We start from the raw sequence: 19604 nt of genomic DNA, 5'->3' as shown, positions 1-19604 counted from the left end.
TGCCGGGCGCGGCCCGCCGCGCTGCGGGTCATGCGTTCGAATAGCCGGAGATGAACGGCTTCACGGTGCCGTCGTCCAGGAACACGGCGCGCTCGACCTTGCCGATGTTCGCGCCATAGACGTGGATGCTGATCGACACCTGATCGGCGTACGCATTGGTCACGCGATGGATGTCGCCGATGCGCGGCGACACGGCCTCGACCTCGCCCGGCTGCAGCCGCACTGCGTCGCCCGACGGCACCGGCTTGCCGGTCGGGTCGAGCCGGTACGGCTGCGAAAACTCGCCGCCGCGCAGCATGCCGATCAGCCCCCACACCGTGTGGTTGTGGATCGGCGTGGCCTGGCCGGGGCCCCACACGAAGCTGACGACGGAAAACCGTTCGTCGGGGTCGAGATGCAGCAGGTACTGCCGGTAGCGCTCGGGATCGGGTTGCGCGAACGCGTCGGGCAGCCAGTCGTCGCGCGCGACCAGCGCGGCGAGCAGCGCGCCGCCGTCGTCCAGGATGCGCGCCTCGTTCGCGCCCGACGCGAGCAAGGCGCCCAGGCCTTCGACGAACGGGCGCAGCGGCGTGTGCTGCAACGAAAGCGTACTCATCGGGGTCTCCTCGAATAAAAATGCCCGGCTTGATCGATCGTCATGATGCACCTGGTGGTGCATGCAGAACAAACGTGAAAATCAGCGATATCGATGCTTTGTGGTGGTCGTGCGTTGCCGAACGCCGGGCCGGACCGAGCTGCACCTCGGCGGGGCTCGGGATCACGCAGCCAGTGATCGCGCAACGCGTGCGGAGTCTCGCGGAAGTCTGCGGCGCCTTCGCCCAGCGCGCAGATGTGGCCGCGCGAGCCCGGCCAGCGACGCCCGCACGGTGCGAGCCGGCCTGCGCGGTGCGCCCCACCGCCGTCCTTACGCATCGCTTCGATCGAATGCCCGCGCAGCGTGCGGCGCGCTGCGCGAACTCGCGGCGTCGCTCGGCGCGTTGCGCGCCGCCGCCGCCGCTGCCGCATCGAGCGCCGCGCGACCGGCCGCCACCGCGATCGCATCGTCCTGCGGCGTATGCACGCGTCCGCACAGCACGTCGCGATAGTGACGTTCGAGCGGATTGTGGCGGCTCAACCCGTGATTGCCGGACAGCTTCAACGCATGCTCGACGACGCGGATCGCCTGCTCCGTCACGGTTCGCTTGACGAGGCCGCTCGTCGTCACCGTCGGCGCGTCGCCCGCATCGGTGCGCGCGATGTGCTCGTCGAGCAGCACGCGGTTCGCGTGCAGCCAGCCTTCGATCTCGCCGATGGCCTCCTGCACGCGCGGCAGCGTCGCGAGCGGCGCGCCGAGACCGCTCGGCGCGCGGGTCGTCGCGAACCCGAGCAGCCAGTCGCGCGACGCGCGCGCGACCGCATCGTAGAGACTGCCGAGCAGCGCGACCATCCATGCCTGCTGGTCGGTCTGCGCGTCGATGTCCGCATGGCTCGCGGCCGACACGGCCCACGCGCCGGGCGCGCGCACGTCGACCGCATGATCGGCGGGCAGCCACACGTCGTCGAACACGACCTCGTGGCTGCCCGACGCGCGCAGGCCCAGATGATCCCAGCTTTCGATCACGCGAATCCGCGCGTCGTCGTGCCCGTCGCCGTCGCGCCGCACCAGGAACACGCCGACGCGCGGCTCGGGCTCGTCGGTACGCGCCCAGACGGCCAGCCAGCGCAGCGCCGGAATCCCGGTGCTGTACAGCTTGTGGCCCGACAGCCGCCAGCCGTCGCCGTCGCGGCGCGCGATCGTCTCCGGCAGCCCGCCGCGCGACGGCGAACCGAGCGCCGGCTCGACCCGCAACGCGTTGATCAGCGCACCTTCGTCGACGGCGCTGTCGAACACCGCGCGCCTCACGCGCGCAGGCCAGCGGCTGTCCGCACGGCCGAGCGCGCGATGCTGCAGATACGTCATCGTCAGCACCAGCGCGGTCGCAGGGTCGGCGCGCGCGATCGCGGCAACGATGCGGCTCGCCTGCGCGAGCGTCGCGCCCGCGCCGCCGTGCTCGCGCGGCACGACCTGCGCGATCAGCCCGGCGCGATGCAGCCGCGCGAAGTTCTCGTGCGGGAAACGGCCGTCGACGTCGTTGCGCGCGGCGTCGGCGGCGAGTTCGGGCGCGAGCCGCTCGAGCAACGCGGCGACGCGTGCATCGTCGGCAGGCAGATGACGCAGTGACGATTGCGCCGGAAGCGGCGCGGAAGCAGCAAGGCTGGCGGACATCGGTACGGTTTCCCTTCGGTGACGGGTAGCGGGGCAGCGTTGGATCGACGCGCGAGCGCCGTGCCCGCGCCGACGGCCGTCTGCGCGCCGACTTCGCCGCTCGGCATGCGTGCGCGCCGACCGTTTGCGCCCGTGCGGCAGCAAGCCCGCACAAGCGCCGGCAGACGCCCTGTCGATCCATTCGGAGCGCACAGCGTATGCGCAGCATGGTGCCCGCCCAAACCATGCAAATCTGATATTGAAATCGGCAATCGTTATTTCCGTTGCGCCTGATCCGGACGGTAATCTGCGCTGCATTCCTGCCCCGCCGGCCGCAGCTGGCACGGCGGGCCTTCCTTGCATCGGAGACCGAGATGAGCGTTGAATTCATCGGCATGATCCAGAGCCAGAAGCAGTCGGAAATTCATCCGGCCACTGGCCCGGCCGTCGACCCCGACTACGTGCGCGACTTCGCGCGCGCCCATGAAACGGCCGGCTTCGACCGAATTCTCGTCCCGCATCACTCGACCAGCCCGTCCGCGACGCTGACGATCGCGTTCGCCGCCGCCGCGACCGAGCGCATTCACTTCATGCTCGCGCATCGTCCCGGCTTCATCGCGCCGACGCTCGCCGCGCGGGAGATCGCGACGCTCGACCAGTTCAGCCGCGGCCGCCTCGCCGTGCACTTCATCTCGGGCGGCTCCGACAGCGAGCAGCAGCGCGACGGCGATTTCCTCGACCACGACGCACGCTATGCGCGCACCGACGAATATCTCGGCATCCTGCGCCGCATCTGGACCGAGTCGCAGCCGTTCGATCACGACGGCGCGCACTATCGCTTCAGGCAGGGCTACTCGGAAGTGAAGCCGCACCAAAAGCCGCACGTGCCGATCTATTTCGGCGGCGCGTCGGAAGCGGCGCTCGCGGTCGCCGGCAAGCACGCGGACGTCTATGCGCTGTGGGGCGAATCGCTCGACCAGGTGCGCGACCTCACGACCCGCGTGCGCGCCGAAGCCGCGAAACACGGCCGGCAGGTGCGCTTCTCCGTGTCGTTCCGGCCGATCCTCGCGGCCACCGAGGACGAAGCGTGGGCGCGCGCCCACCGGATCCTCGACGAAACGCGCCGGCTGCGCGACGCCGCGGGCCTCGGCACCGGCGACCCGCAGCAGAGCGAAGGCGCGCGGCGTCTGCTCGCGGCGGCCGAGCGCGGCTCGCGCGTCGACAAGCGGCTGTGGACCGAGATCGCGAAACTCACCGGCGCGCGCTCGAATTCGACCGCGCTGGTCGGCACACCCGAGCAGGTCGCCGACGCGTTGCTCGACTACTACGACCTCGGCGTGACGACGTTCCTGATCCGCGGCTTCGATCCGCTCGAGGACGCGCTCGACTACGGCCGCGAACTGATCCCGCGCGTGCGCAGCGGCGTCGCCGCCCGCGACGCCGCGCGCCGCGCCGCCTGACGCACGGAGACCATCGCCATGTCCGCCGTCCTGTCTTCCACGTCGCGCACGCGCACCGCGTCGGGCCTCGTGCTCGCCGAGGCGCCGCGCCAGCACTTCTGGTTCGATCCGCCGGCCCCGCGCATCGACGTCGCCGCCGAGCGCCGCCACCGTCAGGAGCGGCTCGCGGCCGCGTTCCGCCTGTTCGCGCGCTTCGGCTTCGCGGCCGGGCTCGCCGGCCACATCACCGCGCGCGATCCGGAGCTGCCCGACCACTTCTGGGTGAATCCGCTCGGCGTGCATTTTTCGCAGATCAAGGTGTCGGACCTGCTGCTCGTCAACGCGCGCGGCGAAACCGCGATCGGCAGCCGGCCGCTGAACAAGGCCGCGTTCGCGATCCACGCGGCGATTCACGACGCGCATCCGCATCTCGTCGCGGCCGCCCATACGCATTCGACCTACGGCAAGGCGTGGTCGACGCTCGGCCGCCCACTCGATCCGCTCACGCAGGACGCGTGCGTGTTCTACGAGGACCACGCGCTGTTCGACGACTTCACGGGAATGGTCGTCGACACCAGCGAAGGCGCGCGCATCGCCGATGCGCTCGCGCGGCCCGACGGCTCCACGCACAAGGGCGTGATCCTGAAGAACCACGGCATCCTGACGGCCGGCCCGAGCGTCGAGGCGGCCGCGTGGTGGTACATCGCGCTCGACAACGCCGCGCATACGCAGTTGCTGGCCGAAGCGGCCGGCACGCCGCAACCGATCGATCACGCGACCGCGCGGCACACGCACGGCCAGATCGGCGGCCCCGACGGCGCGTTGCACGCGTTCGACAGCCTGTTCCAACGCGTCGTCGCCGACGAACCCGACCTGCTCGACTGAGCGCCCTTGCGCACGACCGGAACCGGAGACCACACGAATGACCGATACCACCGCACCCGCGCCGGCCGGCGCCCCTAGCGACAAGCGTCGCCGGCTGCTGCGCGCGGCTGGCGCCGTCGCGCTGGCCGCGCCCGCGATCACACTGGGCCGCAAGGCCTGGTCCGCGGCGCCGCTGAAAAAGCTCACGTTCGCATGGAACCAGAACGCGTTCTGCCTGACGCCGATCGTCGTCGCGCAGGAACGCGGCTTCTTCGAAAAGAACGGGCTGAAGGTCGACCTGATCAACTACAGCGGCTCGACCGACCAGCTGCTCGAAGCGATCGCGACCGGCAAGGCCGACGCCGCGGTCGGGATGATCCATCGCTGGCTCAAGCCGCTCGAAGCCGGCTTCGACGTGAAGATCATCGGCAGCTCGCACGGCGGCTGCGTGCGGCTCGTCGGCGCGAAGGCGGCCGGCGTCACGACGCTGCAGGCGCTCAAGGGCAAGACGGTCGGCGTCAGCGATCTCGCCGCGCCCGGCAAGCACTTCTTCTCGATCCTGCTCGCGAAGAACGGCATCGACCCCGAGCGCGACATCACGTGGCGCCAGTATCCGGCCGACCTGCTCGGCGTCGCCGTCGACAAGGGCGAGATCCAGGCGATCGCCGACGGCGACCCGAACCTCTACCTGCTCGAAAAGCGCAGCAACGGCGCGTATGCGGAACTCGCGACGAACCTGTCCGGCGAATACGCGCGCAAGGTGTGCTGCGTGGTCGGCGCGCGCGGCGAACTGGTGCGCAACGATCGGCCGGCGGCGGCCGCGCTCGCGCGCTCGATCGTGCAGGCCACCGAATACACGCATGACAACCCGAACGAAGCCGCGAAGGTGTTCGCGAAGTATTCGCCGAAGATCAGCCCCGACGACCTGCGCAAGCTGTACGCGACGCTGACCTACACGCACCATCCGACCAACGTCGACCTGCAGCAGGAAATCGCGTTCTATGCGGACGATTTCCGCCGCATCAACGTGCTGAAGAAAAGCACCGACCCGCAGCGCTTCGCGCAGCAGGTCTATGCGAACGTGCTGGGGTGAGCCGATGTCGACGATCGAACCCGCCTCCGCCGCACGCCGCGCGTCCATCGCGGGCGCATCCGCGGCCGCCGCGTCCGCGGCCGGCTGCACGGCCTGCGACGCGACGCTCGCCGCCGAAGCGCGCCGCGCGCGCAACTGGCCGACCGGCGTCGCCGCCGCGCTCGCGTGGAGCGCGCTCGGCGCGCTGACGCGGCTGTGGCCCAACCGCATCGCCGGTTTCAGCGACTGGGCGTATACCGACGCGTTCGGCGCCGCCGCATGGGCGATCGCCGCGCTGCTGCTGCTCGCCGCGACGCTCGGCCAGCGCGTGCCGGCCACGCGCGCGCAGCTCGCCCGCGTGCGGCCGGCCGGCCCGTGGCTCGTCGCGCTGCCGCTCGTGCTCGCCGCATGGGAGGTCGCGACCGCGAAAACCGCGTGGCTGCCGACGCCGTTCTTCGCGCCGCCGCAGGCGCTCATCGAGGTCTACGTCGACGACTGGCCGCGCCTCGCCGGCAGCGCCGCCAACACGCTGAAGCTGCTGTCGCTCGGCTTCGCGTACGGCGTCGCGGTGGGGTTCGCGGTCGGCGTGTCGATCGGCTGGTCGCGCCGCATCGGCTACTGGGTGCATCCGGTGCTGCGCGTGCTCGGGCCGGTGCCGGCCACCGCGCTGCTGCCGCTCACGTTCTACTTCTTCCCGACCAGCTATTCGGCCGCCGCGTTCCTGATCGCGCTGGCCACCGGCTTCCCGGTCGCGGTGCTGACGTGGTCGGGGGTCGCGAGCGTGAATCGGCAGTACTACGACGTCGCCCGCACGCTCGGCGCGAACGCCCGCTTCCTGGTGTTGCGCGTCGCGATTCCGGCCGCGCTCCCGCACGTGTTCGTCGGCATCTTCATGGGGCTCAGCGCATCGTTCACGGTGCTCGTCGTGGCCGAGATGATGGGCGTCAAGTCGGGGCTCGGCTGGTATCTGAGCTGGGCGCAGGGCTGGGCATCGTACGTGAACATGTATGCGGCGCTGATCGTGATGGCGCTGCTGTTTTCCGGGCTGATCGCGCTGCTGTTCGCCGTGCGCGACCGCGTGCTCGCCTGGCAGAAAGGAACCGTCAAATGGTAAGCGCCGCCGCTGTGGAACCGCTCGCCGCGACCGCGCCCGTCGCCGGAAACGCCACGCCGCCGCGCGGTGCACGTATCGACGTCCGCCGCGTCAGTCATGCGTTCGACGGCCCCGGCGGCCCGCTGCCGGTGCTCGACGACGTCACGCTGTCGGTCGCCGCCGGCGAGTTCGTCGCGCTGCTCGGGCCGAGCGGCTGCGGGAAATCGACGCTGCTGCGGCTCGTCGCCGGGCTCGATGCCGCGCGGCAAGGCACGATCGCGCAGGACGGCGTGCCGATCGAGCAGCCCGACCCGTCGCGGATCGTCGTGTTCCAGGACCCGACGCTCTACCCGTGGCGTCGCGTGCGCGCCAACGTCGCGCTCGGCCTCGAAGCGCGCGGCGTCGCTCGCCGCGCCCAGCATCGCGTCGACGATGCGCTGGCGCGCGTCGGGCTGCAGGAATTCTCGAACGCGTTTCCGCATCAGCTGTCGGGCGGGATGGCGCAACGCGTCGCGCTGGCGCGCGCGCTCGTCAATGACCCGCGCCTGCTGATCCTCGACGAGCCGCTCGGCAAGCTCGATTCGCTGACGCGCCTGACCATGCAGGCCGAGCTCACCGCGCTGTGGCAACGCGACGGCTTCTCGGCGCTGCTCGTCACGCACGATGTCGAGGAGGCGCTGTTTCTCGCCCAGCGCGTGATCGTGTTCGGGCCGCGGCCGGCGCGCATCGTCGCGGAGCTGCGCGTCGACCTGCCCTATCCGCGCCATCGCGGCGATCCGCGGCTCGCCGAGCTGCGCCACGAGGCGCTGCGGCATCTCGGACTCGATGCGAGCTGGTAGATGCACGGCGTCGCTCGCCGAACCGGCGCTTTGCCTCGACACGCGCGGCGCGGATGAACGCGCTGCCGTTTGCCGATTGGGCGCTGCGGTTCCTGCAACTGCTGTATCGCGCGCAGCTCGCGTGTGCGCAAACGCTCCATGCGCTGGGCCTGACCGGCAACGCCGACGGCCAGGCCGCGTGGCCGTGGGCGCAGCGGGTCGCGCTCGAAACGCTGCGCATCGACGCCGGCCTCACGCGGCAGCTTGCGTTCGCCGTCGCGGCGACCGTGTTCGCCGCGGCGCTCGGCTGCGTCGCGATCGCGAGCCGCAAGTACCGTGCGGCCGCGTCGATCGCCGCGCTCGCCGGCGCTTGCTTCGCGCCGTGGCCGCCGGCTTCGCTGTGGCTCGCGCCCGCCGTGCCGACCAGCTTCCAGCGCAATCCCGAACCGTTTTCCGTCGCGAACGTGACGCACGGCGCGCGCCTGTATGGGCAGCATTGCGCGGCCTGTCATGGTGCGGACGGCCGCGGCGAGGGACCGCTCGCGGCGACGCTCGCGCATTGGCCGCCGACCTTCGCGGGCGCGCTGCTCGCGCGGCGGCTGGACGGCGAACTGTACTGGCGCGTGCGCCACGGCACCCGCGACGCGCACGGCGCGACCTCGATGCCGGGCTTTGCGGCGACGCTCGGGCCGGCCGACACGTGGGCGGTACTCGATTACCTGAAAGCGCTGTCGGCCGGCAGCGGTGCGCGCGCCGAGGGCGCGTGGCCCGTGCCCGTCCCGCTGCCGGCGCTCGACGTGCGCTGCGGCGACGCCGCGCCGCAGCCGCTCGCGCGCTGGCGCGATGGCCAGCGCGTGCGGATCGTCGCGCTCGCCGCGGGCGCCACGCCGCCTCGCGAGGATCCCCGCTGGCAGACGCTGCTCGTGACCGGCGACGACGCTCGTACGTCGGCCGCACCGAACGCGCCGGCCGGCGCGCGCGCGAACTGCGTCGCGACGACGGCCGGCGCCTGGCAGGCGTTCGCGACGATCGCGGGCGTGCCGCCCGCTGCGTTCGGCGGCACGCAGCTGCTCGCCGACCGGCGCGGCTGGCTGCGCGCCCGCGCATTGCCGGGCAGCGGCGGCTGGTCCGCCGACGACCTGCTATGCCGCGCACAGACGAGCACGCGCCCGTCCGACGACGCCGCAAACGCCGATCCGCTGACCGCGCTGCTGCTGCGCGTGGACAGCGAGCCCGTGCAGGACGTGCAGGCCGGGCTGCCGCATTGACACCCCGAACCGTTTCTCCGCCCGAACCGAACCGACCCGACGATGAATCCGAACCGACGCCACTTCCTCGCGCAGGCCAGCGCACTCGCCGCCACCTTCGGCACCGCGCCGGCCATCCTCCATGCGCAATCGGGCACGCGGCCGCTGCTGCGCGCCGGCGACCAGAAAGGCGGGCTGCGCGCGCTGCTCGAAGCAGCCGGCGAGCTGAACGGCGTCGCCTACGACATCGCGTGGACCGAGTTTCCGGCCGCCGCGCCGCTCGCCGAAGCGCTGAACGCAGCGGCCGTCGACTGCGGGCCGATCGGCGACGCGCCGGTGATCTTCGCGCTCGCGTCGGGCGCGCGCCTCAAGGTGATCGGCGCGAACCGCTCGGACCCATACGGCACCGCGGTGCTCGTGCGGCCCGACGCAGCGCTGAAAGACACGGCCGATCTGAAGGGCAAGCGCATCGGCACCACGCGCGGCTCGATCGGCCATTTCGTCACGCTGAAGGCGCTCGATGCGGCCGGCCTGCCGCCCGACGCCGTGTCGTTCCGCTTCCTGCCGCCGGCCGACACGATGCTTGCGCTCGCCACCGGATCGATCGACGCATGGGCGACGTGGGAACCGTACACCGCGCTCGCCGAAACGAGCGGCCGCGCGCGCGTGCTCGTCAACGGCCGCGGGCTGTGGTCGGGCCTCAGCTACATCGCGGCCACCGATGCCGCGATCGCGGCGAAGCGCGACGTGCTGCGCGACTTCGTGCAACGCGTGGTGCGTGCGCAGGCGTGGTCGTACCGGCACGTCGACGCGTATTCCGCGACGCTCGCGCGCATCATCGGCATCCCGCCGGCGCCGGCAAAGCTGCAGTTCGAGCGGCGCAACACGCGCTGGCAACCGATCGACGCGGCGGTGATCGCGCAGCAGCAGCGCACCGCCGATTTCTATCTGAAGGCCGGGCTACTGCGTGAGCCGCTCGACGTGCGCGCGACGTTCGACCGCGGCTTCCCGCTCGCGTGACCGGCCGGCGCCGCGCGCGCAGGCAGGCAGGTGCAGGCAAACACGCGAGCAACCGTCCAAACGGCCGGCGCACGATCTGGCACAATCGCGATTCGCCCATCCCGTGTTTGCCAGCCAGCGTCATGCCAGCCATTTCAGAACTGTTCGTCTACCCGATCAAATCCTGCGCCGGCATCGCGCTGCCGCGCGCGCAATTGCTGGAGACGGGCCTCGCGTACGATCGCCACTGGCTGATCACCACACCCGACGGGATGATGATCACGCAGCGCACGCATCCGCGGCTCGCGCTGATCCGCACGGCGCTCGAGCACGACGCGCTGGTGCTGAACGCGCCGGGCATGCCCGAGATCCGCACGCCGCTCGACGGCGATGCGACGCCCGCCACGCCCGCGATGGCGGCGACCGTGTGGCGCGACACCGTCGACGCGATCGACACGGGCGCCGAGACGGCCGCATGGCTCACGCAATTCGTCGGTACGCCGTTGAAGCTCGCCCGCTTCGGCGACGGCGCGCGCCGCGGCTGCAACCGCAAATGGACCGGCGACGTCGATACCCACACGCAGTTCGCCGACGGCTATCCGCTGCTCGTGATCGGCCAGTCGTCGCTCGACGACCTGAACGCGCGGCTCGCCGCGAAAGGCGCGCCCGCGATTCCGATGAACCGCTTCCGCCCGAACCTCGTCGTGTCGGACCTCGATGCGTACGAGGAAGACTTCGTCGAGCATCTCGACGCGGCCGGCGCGACGCCCGTGCGGCTGCGCCTCGTGAAGCTGTGCACGCGCTGCCCGATCCCGACGATCGACCAGGCGAGCGGCGAGCCGAACCCGCAATGGCCGCACGAGCCGACCGACACGATGCAGACGTATCGCGCGAACCCGAACTTCGACGGCGCGCTGACGTTCGGCATCAACGCGATCGTCGTCGCGGGCGCGGGCGCATGGCTCGAGGTCGGGCAGGCGCTCGACGCGCAGCTGGGGTTCGGGGACTGAGGGGAAGTGGACGCGTCGCTCGCGGCGCGTCGGTTTTGCTGCTGCTCGGCGCCAACGTTCGTTCGTAGCGCCGCCTTCTGACGCGCCGGTTCCGAGGCTCGTTCGTAACGGCCGCCTCAGCCGCTCGGCCTCCACCACCAGTCCCTACCCCGCCTCCGGCAACACCGGCAGCCACACCGTCACGATCAATCCCCCGCCGTCCGCATCGGCGAGCGTCACGCTGCCTCGATGCACGCGCGCGATCTCGCGCACGATCGACAGCCCGAGCCCGGTGCCCTCGATCGTCTGCGTGGTGCTGCCGCGATGAAAGCGTTCGAACACCGCGTCGCGCTCGCCGGCCGGAATGCCCGGCCCGTCGTCGATCACGTCGAGGCGCGCGTGCGCGCCGTCGCGCGACACGCGCACGGTGATCACCGCGCGGTCGCCCGCGTAGCGGATCGCGTTGTCGATCAGGTTGCCGATCAGTTCGCCGAGCAGGTCCGGCTGACCGAGTACGTCGACGTCGGCATCGTGCTCGAAGCCGAGGTCGATGTCGCGCGCACGCGCGACCGGCGACCAGTCGAGCGTCGCGCTGCGGGCGATCCGGTGCAGCGCGACCGGCTGATGCGCGACCGCGTGGCCGCTGTCCGAATCGAGCCGCGACAGCGACAGCAATTGCTGGACGATCTTCGCCGCCTGCCGCACGGCGCCGTTCGCGCGCCGCAGATGCGCAGTCGCGCGCGGCTGCTCGTCGGGCCGCAGCGCCAGTTCGACACCCGCCTGCACGGCGGCGAGCGGCGTCTTCAGCTGATGGGCGGCATCCGCGAAGAAACGCCGCCGCGCCAGTTGCATCCGCTGCGTGCGCGCGATGTACAGATTGATCGACTCGACCAGCGGCGCGAGTTCGCTCGGCATGCCGGCCGTGTCGAGCGGCGTCGGATCGCCGTCGCTGCGCGCGGCGACCGTCGCCGACAGCCGGTTCAGCGGTCGCAGCCCGCGCCCGACGCCGAGCCACACGATCCCGAGCGCCAGCACGACCAGCAGCCCTTCCTGCAGCAGCGAGCCGGTCAGGATCTCGCGCGCAAGCGCCTGGCGCGCCTCGATCGTCTCGCCGACCATCACCCACACGATGCGCGTCTGCGCGCTCGGCACGTCGTGGACGGGCACGCGCAGCGCAGCCATCCGCAACTGCTCGCCGCGATACACGACGTCGTAGTACTGCGTGACGAACAGCGCGCCGCCGCGCGGCGGCAGCGGCAGGTCGGGGTAGCCGGTGATCGTGCGGCCGCGATCGTCGCGGATCAGGTAGTAGATCTTGCCGCCGTCCCCGGACTCGAACATCTCGAGCGCGAGATACGGCAGGTCGACCTCGATCTCGCCGTCGTTGAGCCGCACGCCTTCCCGGATCGACTTCAGCGACGACGACAGCGTGCGGTCGAACGCGACGTGCGCGGCGCTCATCGCGCGCTGGTAGGTGAGCCACGAGTCGAGCGCGAGCAGGCCGAGCAGCGGCAGCAGCAGCCACAGCGCGACCTGCGTGCGCAGGTTCGGGCGGATCGTCACGCCGCCGCCCGCGGATGCGTCGGCGCGCGCCTCATGCGGCGGCCTTCGCTTCGAGCAGGTAGCCGAGCCCGCGCAGCGTGACGATCGCGACGCCGGTGTTCTCCAGCTTTTTCCGCAGCCGGTACACGTAGATCTCGATCGCGTCCGCGTTCACCGACTCGTCGAGCCCGAAGATCTTCTCCGACAGCGTCTCCTTGTTGATCGCGCGGCCGTTGCGCAGGATCAGCACCTCCAGCACCGAGCGTTCGCGCGGCGTGAGCGACAGCGCTGCGCCGGCGAGCTGGAAGCTGCGGTCGACGCTGTCGTACGCGAGCGGCCCGCATTCGATCCGCGAGTGCTCGTGGCCGAGGCTGCGCCGGATCAGCGCGCGGGCGCGCGCTTCCAGCTCCGTCAGTTCGAACGGCTTGGCCAGATAATCGTCGGCGCCGAGATCGAGCCCCTTCACGCGGTCCTCGACCGAACCGTGCGCTGTGAGAATCAGCACCGGCACCGGATTGCGACGCGCGCGCAAGCGGCGCAGCACCTCGAGCCCGTCGAGCTTCGGCAGCCCGAGATCGAGGATCACCAGCGCGTAGTCCTGCGTGCGCAGCACGTGATCGGCGGCTTCGCCGTCCGCCATGTGATCGACCGCGAAGCGCGCGGCGCTCAGCGCGTCGTGCAGCGACTGCGCGAGGTTCGGGTTGTCTTCGACGAGCAGCACACGCATTCGGATTCCGTAAGGTCAGCGACAGGCCGCTACATTACATGATCCTTTCCGCGCCGACGCTTCGCGCAAATACCGGTTGCGCGCCCGCGCAGCCGCGCCCGCAGCCCCATCGTCTCCGGGAAATCCATGACCCGCCGGACGCGATTGCTCAAGAAAATGAAAGCAGGCTGAAAGTGCCGCGCAATTAACATCCGCGTCACTCGAACCACACACGCATCACTGGAGGAAGACATGCCGTTTGCACCGAAGCCGCTCGCCGCCGCGCTGGCACTCGTCGCGGGCACCGCCGTCGCACAGGTTCCCGCCGGATATCCGGGCAGCTATCAGGGCGTCGTGGACGCCGCGAAGAAGGAAGGCAAGCTGATCGTCTACTCGACCACCGACACGGGCCTCGTGCGCCCGCTGATCAAGGACTTCGAAAGCCTGTACGGCGTGAAGGTCGAATACAACGACATGAACAGCACCGAGCTGTACAACCGCTACATCAGCGAGAACGCCGCCAGCAGCACGAGCGCCGACGTGCTGTGGAGCTCCGCGATGGACCTGCAGGTGAAGCTCGTCAACGACGGCCTGATGGCGTCGTACGATTCGCCCGAAAGCCAGCACGTGCCGCAATGGGCGCAATACCAGAAGCAGGCGTACGGCACGACATTCGAGCCGCTCGCGATCGTCTACAACAAGCGCCTGATCCCCGAGAACGAAGTGCCGAAGACGCGCGCCGACCTGATCCGGCTGCTCACGACGCAGGCCGACAAGTTCAAGGGCAAGGTCACGACCTACGACATCGAGAAGTCCGGCGTCGGCTTCAACTACCTGACGCAGGACGCGCACGTGAACGAAAAGGTCACGTGGGAGCTGGTGAAGGCGATCGGCGCGACCGGCCCGAAACTGCAGTCGAGCACGGGCGCGATGATGGAGCGCATCTCGTCCGGCGAGAACCTGATCGGCTACAACATCATCGGCTCGTATGCATACGCGAAGGCGAAGAAGGACAAGTCGATCGGCTACGTGTTTCCGAAGGACTACACGCAGGTCGTGAGCCGCCTCGCGACGATCTCGAAGAAGGCGAAGAACCCGAACGCCGCGAAGCTGTGGGTCGACTATCTGCTGTCGAAGCGCGGCCAGACGCTGATCGCGAACCAGGCGAACCTGTACGCGATCCGCACGGACGTCGCCGGCGAAACGTCGGCCGCGAGCCTCACGAAGGAGCTCGGCGACTCGCTGAAGCCGATCCAGATCGGCACCGGCCTGCTCGTGTATCTCGACCAGTCGAAGCGGCTCGCATTCCTGAAGCAATGGCAGCAGGCGATCAAGCGCTGATCCGCTGATGCGCTGACCCGCCGAGCCCCGGCCGCCCGCCGAAAATGCCGCGGGCCGGCCGCTTCCCGTTACCGACTTTCCGTAGGCGGCCATCCGGATGGCCGCAGGGGTGTACTCATGCTTTCAACCAGCACACGGGCAACGACGCCGGCCGTTGCGCGCACCACCGGCCCCGGCGACGCGATCCCCGCGCTCCCGGCCAACGGCCTGCAGCCGCTCGCCGGCATGCTGCGCTGGATCGTCGTCGCGGTGCTGACCATCGCGGTCGCGCTGCCGCTCGGCTTCATCCTGTTCCAGAGCCTGCTCACCGCGCCGTTCTTCGACGCGAACAAGACGCTCGGCGTCGAAGGCTTCCGCTTCATCTTCGCCGATCCCGATTTCTGGTCGGCCGTGAAGAACTCGTTCATCATCGCCGGCGGGATGCTGTTCATCTCGATCCCGCTCGGCGGCATCCTCGCGTTCCTGATGGTGCGCACCGACCTGCCCGGCCGCCGCTGGCTCGAGCCGCTGCTGCTCACGCCGGTGTTCGTGTCGCCGATGGTGCTCGCGTTCGGCTACGTCGTCGCGGCCGGCCCGGTCGGTTTCTACTCGGTCTGGTTCCGGCAGCTGTTCGGCGTGCAGGACGTGCCGTGGAACGTGTACTCGATCCTCGCGATCACGGTGATCGTCGGCCTCACGCACGTGCCGCACGTGTACCTGTACTCGTCGGCGGCGCTGCGCAATCTCGGCTCGGACGTCGAGGAAGCCGCACGCGTGACGGGCGCACGTCCGTTCCGCGTCGCGCTCGACGTGAGCCTGCCGATGACGATGCCCGCGCTGCTGTTCGCCGGCGTGCTGGTGTTCTTCCTCGGCTTCGAGGTGTTCGGGCTGCCGCTCGTGCTCGGCGACCCCGAAGGCCACCTCGTGCTCGCCACCTACCTGTACAAGCTGACCAACAAGCTCGGCGTGCCGTCGTATCACCTGATGGCCGCGGTCGCGGTGTGCATCGTCGCGATCACGTTTCCGCTGGTGCTGCTGCAGCGCCGGCTGCTGAAGACGGCGAACCGCTTCGTCACCGTCAAGGGCAAGGCCGGCCGCTCGACCGTGCTGCCGCTCGGCGCATGGCGCTGGGTCGCGCTCGCGATCGTCGCGCTGTGGCTCGCGCTGACCGTCATCGTGCCGATCTCCGGCATCGTGCTGCGCGCGTTCGTGACCAACTGGGGCGAAGGCGTGCCGCTCGCCGACGTGCTGACGCTGGCGAACTTCGTCGAACTGTTCGAGCAGGACAACCTCGTGCGCGCGATCGTCAACACGCTCGGCATCGGCGTGATCGGCGGCGCGCTCGCGGTCGGCTTCTACTCGCTGGTCGCGTTCGCGGGTCATCGCCGCCACGACTGGGCGACCCGGCTGCTCGACTACCTCGTGCTGCTGCCGCGCGCGGTGCCGGGCCTGCTCGCCGGCCTCGCGTTCCTGTGGATCTTCCTGTTCGTGCCGGGCCTGCGCGAGCTGAAGAACTCGATGTGGAGCATCTGGATCGCGTACACCGTCGTGTGGCTCGCGTACGGGATGCGGCTGATCCAGAGCGCGCTGCTGCAGGTCGGCCCGGAACTCGAGGAAGCCGGCCGCAGCGTCGGCGCGACGCGCAGCCGCGTGTCGCTCGACGTGACGTTGCCGCTCGTGCGCTTCGGGCTGCTCGCCGCGTGGCTGCTGATCTTCATGATCTTCGAGCGCGAATACTCGACGGCCGTCTACCTGCTGTCGCCCGGCACCGAAGTGATCGGCGCGCTGCTCGTGTCGCTGTGGGCGACCGGCGCCGTCGACCAGGTCGCCGCACTGTCTGTCATCAACATCGCGATGGTCGGCGCCGGACTCGGCGTGGCCCTGCGCTTCGGAGTGAAACTTCATGGATAAGCTCATCGTCGACGACCTGCATCTCAGCTACGGCGCCAACCCGATCCTCAACGGCGTGTCGTTCGAACTGAAGGCCGGCGAAGTCGTGTGCCTGCTCGGCGCGTCGGGCAGCGGCAAGACCACGCTGCTGCGCGCGGTGGCCGGCCTCGAACAGCCGTCCGGCGGGCGCATCCAGCTCGACGGCCGCGTGTTCTTCGACGGCGCGCAGCGCATCGACCTGCCCGTCGAACAGCGCTCGCTCGGCCTCGTGTTCCAGTCGTACGCGCTGTGGCCGCACCGCACCGTCGCCGACAACGTCGGCTACGGGCTCAAGCTGCGCCGCGTGGCGGCTGCCGAACAGAAGCGCCGCGTGCATGCCGCGCTCGACCAGCTCGGCCTCGGTCATCTGGCCGAACGCTTCCCGCATCAACTGTCGGGCGGCCAGCAGCAGCGCGTCGCGATCGCGCGCGCGCTCGTCTACAACCCGCCGGTGATCCTGCTCGACGAGCCGCTGTCGAACCTCGACGCGAAGCTGCGCGAGGAAGCGCGGGCGTGGCTGCGCGAACTGATCGTGTCGCTCGGCCTGTCGGCGCTGTGCGTGACGCACGACCAGACCGAGGCGATGGCGATGTCCGACCGCATCCTGCTGCTGCGCAACGGCCGCATCGAGCAGGAAGGCACGCCGGCCGAGCTGTACGGCGCACCGCGCTCGCTGTACACGGCCGAATTCATGGGCAGCAACAACCGGATCGATGCGCGCGTCGCGGCCGTCGACGGCGAGCGCGTGACGCTGGCCGGCGACGGCTGGCAGCTGCAGGCGCTCGCGCGCGACGCGTTCGCGCCCGGCCAGCCCGCGCAGGCCGTGATCCGGCTCGAACGCGTGCAGGTCGTCGACGGCCCCGGCGCGAACCGGCTGCAGGCCGATCTCGTCACGTCGATGTATCTCGGCGATCGCTGGGAATACCTGTTCCATCGCGGCGACATGCGGCTGCGCGCGTTCGGCCACGCACCGCGCGCGGCGGGCGCGCACTGGATCGAATTCCCGGCCAACGACTGCTGGGCGTTCGCGAAGGCGGGCTGACACGCCTGCGGCGGCCCGCGCGCCGCCGCATCCCCCACCCGTTCCACCCCGTTTCAACCCGCATGCGGCGCGCGCTCCCCGGCGTGCGCCGCGCGCCGCGCATCCGTTTCACCGAACCCACAACGAACCAGGAGACACCGTCAATGAAGTCATGCGTTCAACGTTTCGCCCGCACCGCCCGCGTGAGCGTGCCGGCCCTCGCGGTCGGCGTCGCGGCCGGCGCCGTGCACGCGCAGTCGTCGGTCACGCTGTACGGGATCATGGACGCCGGCATCGAATACGCGAATCACGCCGCGCCGGACGGCGGCGATTCGTTCAAGCTCAAGTCGGGCAACAAGAACACGTCGCGCTGGGGCCTGCGCGGCGTCGAGGATCTCGGCGGCGGGCTGAAAGCCGTGTTCCGCCTCGAAAGCGGGATCGACCTCGCGAACGGCGCGTCGGACGACGGCCCCGACGCGATCTTCGCGCGCCGCGCGACCGTCGGCCTGAAAGGCAAATGGGGCGAGGTATCGCTCGGGCGCAACTTCACCGTCACCTACGACTACATGCTGCCGTTCGACCCGATGGGCTACGCACAGAACTACTCGTGGGCGACGTCGTCGATGGCGACGGGCGCGCGCAAGGACGGGCTGTTCACGCGCGCGTCGAACGCCGTGCGCTACGACGGCGAGTTCGGCGGCTTCCGGTTCGGCGCGCTGTACGGCTTCGGCAACGTGCCGGGCAGCGTGAAGACCAGTTCGAAGTACGACTTCGCGCTCGGCTACGAGGCCGGCCCGTTCGCGGCGGTCGTCACGTTCGACCGGCAGAACGGCGCGGCCGACAGCGTCGCGCCCACCGATACCGTCAACTACGTTCAGGGCATACACGCGGGCGTCAGCTACGACTTCGGCAGCCTGAAAACGATGGCCGGCTATCGCAACTACCGCCGCACCTACCATACGCGCGCCGCGAACCAGTTGAGCGACATGATGTGGGTCGGCGGCACGTACCAGTTCACGCCGACGTTCTCGATGATCGCCGCCGTCTATCACCAGAACATCAAGGGCGGCAGCGACGCCGATCCGACGCTGGTGTCGGTGCGCGCGAACTACGCGCTGTCGAAGCGCACGGTGCTGTATGCGGCCGGCGCGTTCGCGATCGCGCAGCATGGCGAGAAGGTCGGCGTGTCGCGCGATGTCGCCGGATACGGGACGACGCAGGTCGGCGTGACGGCGGGGATTCAGCAGCGCTTCTGACGCGGATCCGGCCCGCGGCGCGGCTCGAGGGCGAGACGCGCCGCGGGCGCCGGCGTCGATGCCGATGCCGGTGCGAGCACTCGACGGCCGGGACGCGTTCGATGCGCGCCGTGCTCCCGCTTTATCGATCGCGCATCACGAACACCGTGCGCGTCCGGCTGTCCGTATCGGCCCAATGCTCGCCGACCGCGGCAAGCGGCACGGTGCGCGTGTCGATCGACAGCGCCGCCGGCGCGGCCGCGTCGAACACGCCGCGGATCGCCGCGAGCAGACGCGGCATCGGCACGCTGCCGAGGCCGCTGCCCATCAGCTCGATCGCCGTCGCGCGCAGCACGGCGCCCGGCAGCGAGACGTCGGCGCCGCCGATCGAGCCGATCTGCACGAAACGCAGCCGGCGCCCTTCGTCCGTCGCATTCGCCGCGGCGACGAGCCCCGCGCGGGCGCTGCCGCCCCACAGATAGTCGAGCACGACGTCCACGCCGGCGCGAAAATGCGGCTCCAGCGCGCGCACCAGCTCGGCGTCGTCCTGCCGCAACGACACGACCGCATCCGCGCCGGCGTCCAGCAGCGCATCGAGCGCAGCCGAATCGCGCCCGGTCGCGATCACCTTCGCGGCGCCCAGATACTTCGCGATCCGCACGGCGAGCCGGCCCGAGGTGCCGGTCGCGCCGTTCACGAGCACCGTCTCGCCGGCGGCAAGCCGCGCGCGTTCGGTCAGCGCGGCCCACGACGACATGCCGGGGATCGCGAGCGCCGCCGCCGAGACGTCGTCGAGATCGTCCGGCAGCGGCACCCAGCGGTCGTCGGGCACGATCGTGCGTTCGGCCATCGCGCCGAACGGAGCGGGCGCGCCGAAGAAGTACACGCGCCGGCCGTCGTCCGTGCGTCCGACGCCATCGACGCCGACGACGAACGGATAGCGACCGCTCGACGAATAATGCGTGCCCGCCGCCCGCCCCTGCGCGAGGCGGCTCAGCGCAGATGCCGCCACGTCCACCAGCCGATGGCCGGGCAGCGCGCGCGGCGCGTCGAACTCCATATACACCGGACGCTCGCCGGCGCCCGTGACGACTGCAGCTTTCATG

General features: G+C 70.5%; 17 protein-coding genes. 12 read left to right on the top strand and 5 right to left on the bottom strand.

Annotated features, from left to right (window positions below):
• Positions 1–28: 28 nt before the first annotated feature.
• Positions 29–595 carry a cysteine dioxygenase family protein gene (locus EX20_RS10580; RefSeq protein ID WP_014724967.1) on the bottom strand — a complete coding sequence of 189 codons (567 nt, stop codon included), beginning with the start codon at positions 593–595 and terminating at the stop codon, positions 29–31.
• A gap of 309 nt (positions 596–904) precedes the next feature.
• Positions 905–2245, bottom strand: a complete 1341-nt coding sequence (locus tag EX20_RS10575; protein WP_034193497.1) for an acyl-CoA dehydrogenase family protein — start codon at positions 2243–2245, stop codon at positions 905–907.
• Positions 2246–2598: 353 nt separating this feature from the next.
• Between EX20_RS10575 and EX20_RS10570 the strand changes: the two genes are divergently transcribed.
• The 8 genes from EX20_RS10570 (at position 2599) to EX20_RS10535 (ending at position 10766) form a co-directional block, all read left to right on the top strand.
• Positions 2599–3684 carry an LLM class flavin-dependent oxidoreductase gene (locus EX20_RS10570; protein ID WP_014724970.1) on the top strand — a complete coding sequence of 362 codons (1086 nt, stop codon included), beginning with the start codon at positions 2599–2601 and terminating at the stop codon, positions 3682–3684.
• Between the two features lie 18 nt (positions 3685–3702).
• Positions 3703–4548: a class II aldolase/adducin family protein gene (locus EX20_RS10565; RefSeq protein WP_014724971.1), complete on the top strand. Its 846-nt coding sequence runs from the start codon at positions 3703–3705 to the stop codon at positions 4546–4548.
• 37 nt (positions 4549–4585) lie between these two features.
• Positions 4586–5620 (top strand): ABC transporter substrate-binding protein, encoded by a 1035-nt coding sequence (locus tag EX20_RS10560; RefSeq protein WP_034193496.1) that lies wholly within the window; start codon positions 4586–4588, stop codon positions 5618–5620.
• A gap of 4 nt (positions 5621–5624) precedes the next feature.
• Complete coding sequence (locus EX20_RS10555; RefSeq protein ID WP_014724973.1) at positions 5625–6713, top strand: ABC transporter permease; 1089 nt, start codon at positions 5625–5627, stop codon at positions 6711–6713.
• On the top strand, positions 6707–7531 hold the full coding sequence (locus tag EX20_RS10550; RefSeq protein ID WP_034193495.1) for an ABC transporter ATP-binding protein: 825 nt from the start codon (positions 6707–6709) through the stop codon (positions 7529–7531). Before EX20_RS10555 ends, EX20_RS10550 begins: the two co-directional genes overlap by 7 nt.
• Positions 7532–7584: 53 nt before the next feature.
• The gene (locus EX20_RS10545; RefSeq protein WP_034193494.1) at positions 7585–8778 is read left to right on the top strand and encodes a c-type cytochrome; all 1194 of its coding nucleotides are present in this window, start codon (positions 7585–7587) and stop codon (positions 8776–8778) included.
• Positions 8779–8820: 42 nt separating this feature from the next.
• Entirely contained in the window at positions 8821–9777 is a 957-nt protein-coding gene (locus tag EX20_RS10540; RefSeq protein WP_034193493.1) for an ABC transporter substrate-binding protein, read from the top strand.
• Positions 9778–9899: 122 nt separating this feature from the next.
• Entirely contained in the window at positions 9900–10766 is an 867-nt protein-coding gene (locus EX20_RS10535; RefSeq protein ID WP_011882102.1) for an MOSC domain-containing protein, read from the top strand.
• Between the two features lie 144 nt (positions 10767–10910).
• Here the strand turns inward: EX20_RS10535 and EX20_RS10530 are convergent, their stop codons facing one another.
• Positions 10911–12308 carry a sensor histidine kinase gene (locus EX20_RS10530; RefSeq protein WP_011882101.1) on the bottom strand — a complete coding sequence of 466 codons (1398 nt, stop codon included), beginning with the start codon at positions 12306–12308 and terminating at the stop codon, positions 10911–10913.
• Positions 12309–12339: 31 nt separating this feature from the next.
• Positions 12340–13014, bottom strand: a complete 675-nt coding sequence (locus EX20_RS10525; RefSeq protein ID WP_011882100.1) for a response regulator — start codon at positions 13012–13014, stop codon at positions 12340–12342.
• 231 nt (positions 13015–13245) lie between these two features.
• Between EX20_RS10525 and EX20_RS10520 the strand changes: the two genes are divergently transcribed.
• The 4 genes from EX20_RS10520 (at position 13246) to EX20_RS10505 (ending at position 18519) form a co-directional block, all read left to right on the top strand.
• Positions 13246–14334, top strand: a complete 1089-nt coding sequence (locus EX20_RS10520) for an ABC transporter substrate-binding protein (protein ID WP_011882099.1) — start codon at positions 13246–13248, stop codon at positions 14332–14334.
• A 117-nt stretch (positions 14335–14451) separates the two neighbouring features.
• Entirely contained in the window at positions 14452–16224 is a 1773-nt protein-coding gene (locus EX20_RS10515; RefSeq protein ID WP_011882098.1) for an ABC transporter permease, read from the top strand.
• Entirely contained in the window at positions 16217–17284 is a 1068-nt protein-coding gene (locus EX20_RS10510) for an ABC transporter ATP-binding protein (protein ID WP_034193492.1), read from the top strand. The genes EX20_RS10515 and EX20_RS10510 overlap by 8 nt, the downstream gene beginning before the upstream one ends.
• Positions 17285–17427: 143 nt before the next feature.
• Complete coding sequence (locus EX20_RS10505) at positions 17428–18519, top strand: porin (RefSeq protein WP_034193491.1); 1092 nt, start codon at positions 17428–17430, stop codon at positions 18517–18519.
• 121 nt (positions 18520–18640) lie between these two features.
• Here the strand turns inward: EX20_RS10505 and EX20_RS10500 are convergent, their stop codons facing one another.
• Entirely contained in the window at positions 18641–19603 is a 963-nt protein-coding gene (locus tag EX20_RS10500) for a quinone oxidoreductase family protein (protein ID WP_034193490.1), read from the bottom strand.
• Position 19604: the final 1 nt, after the last annotated feature.

It is taken from the genome of Burkholderia sp. WP42, from assembly GCF_000745665.1.
Taxonomy (GTDB): domain Bacteria; phylum Pseudomonadota; class Gammaproteobacteria; order Burkholderiales; family Burkholderiaceae; genus Burkholderia; species Burkholderia vietnamiensis.
The sequence above is the reverse complement of the archived record's forward strand: the minus strand, read 5'-3'. Positions and strand labels throughout refer to the sequence as shown.

What these genes read in the sequence shown, in the direction of transcription:
- EX20_RS10580 (WP_014724967.1), bottom strand. Translation starts at nt 595, where the DNA reads ATGAGTACGCTTTCGTTGCAGCACACGCCGCTGCGCCCGTTCGTCGAA.
- EX20_RS10575 (WP_034193497.1), bottom strand. Translation starts at nt 2,245, where the DNA reads ATGTCCGCCAGCCTTGCTGCTTCCGCGCCGCTTCCGGCGCAATCGTCA.
- EX20_RS10570 (WP_014724970.1), top strand. Translation starts at nt 2,599, where the DNA reads ATGAGCGTTGAATTCATCGGCATGATCCAGAGCCAGAAGCAGTCGGAA.
- EX20_RS10565 (WP_014724971.1), top strand. Translation starts at nt 3,703, where the DNA reads ATGTCCGCCGTCCTGTCTTCCACGTCGCGCACGCGCACCGCGTCGGGC.
- EX20_RS10560 (WP_034193496.1), top strand. Translation starts at nt 4,586, where the DNA reads ATGACCGATACCACCGCACCCGCGCCGGCCGGCGCCCCTAGCGACAAG.
- EX20_RS10555 (WP_014724973.1), top strand. Translation starts at nt 5,625, where the DNA reads ATGTCGACGATCGAACCCGCCTCCGCCGCACGCCGCGCGTCCATCGCG.
- EX20_RS10550 (WP_034193495.1), top strand. Translation starts at nt 6,707, where the DNA reads ATGGTAAGCGCCGCCGCTGTGGAACCGCTCGCCGCGACCGCGCCCGTC.
- EX20_RS10545 (WP_034193494.1), top strand. Translation starts at nt 7,585, where the DNA reads ATGAACGCGCTGCCGTTTGCCGATTGGGCGCTGCGGTTCCTGCAACTG.
- EX20_RS10540 (WP_034193493.1), top strand. Translation starts at nt 8,821, where the DNA reads ATGAATCCGAACCGACGCCACTTCCTCGCGCAGGCCAGCGCACTCGCC.
- EX20_RS10535 (WP_011882102.1), top strand. Translation starts at nt 9,900, where the DNA reads ATGCCAGCCATTTCAGAACTGTTCGTCTACCCGATCAAATCCTGCGCC.
- EX20_RS10525 (WP_011882100.1), bottom strand. Translation starts at nt 13,014, where the DNA reads ATGCGTGTGCTGCTCGTCGAAGACAACCCGAACCTCGCGCAGTCGCTG.
- EX20_RS10520 (WP_011882099.1), top strand. Translation starts at nt 13,246, where the DNA reads ATGCCGTTTGCACCGAAGCCGCTCGCCGCCGCGCTGGCACTCGTCGCG.
- EX20_RS10515 (WP_011882098.1), top strand. Translation starts at nt 14,452, where the DNA reads ATGCTTTCAACCAGCACACGGGCAACGACGCCGGCCGTTGCGCGCACC.
- EX20_RS10510 (WP_034193492.1), top strand. Translation starts at nt 16,217, where the DNA reads ATGGATAAGCTCATCGTCGACGACCTGCATCTCAGCTACGGCGCCAAC.
- EX20_RS10505 (WP_034193491.1), top strand. Translation starts at nt 17,428, where the DNA reads ATGAAGTCATGCGTTCAACGTTTCGCCCGCACCGCCCGCGTGAGCGTG.
- EX20_RS10500 (WP_034193490.1), bottom strand. Translation starts at nt 19,603, where the DNA reads ATGAAAGCTGCAGTCGTCACGGGCGCCGGCGAGCGTCCGGTGTATATG.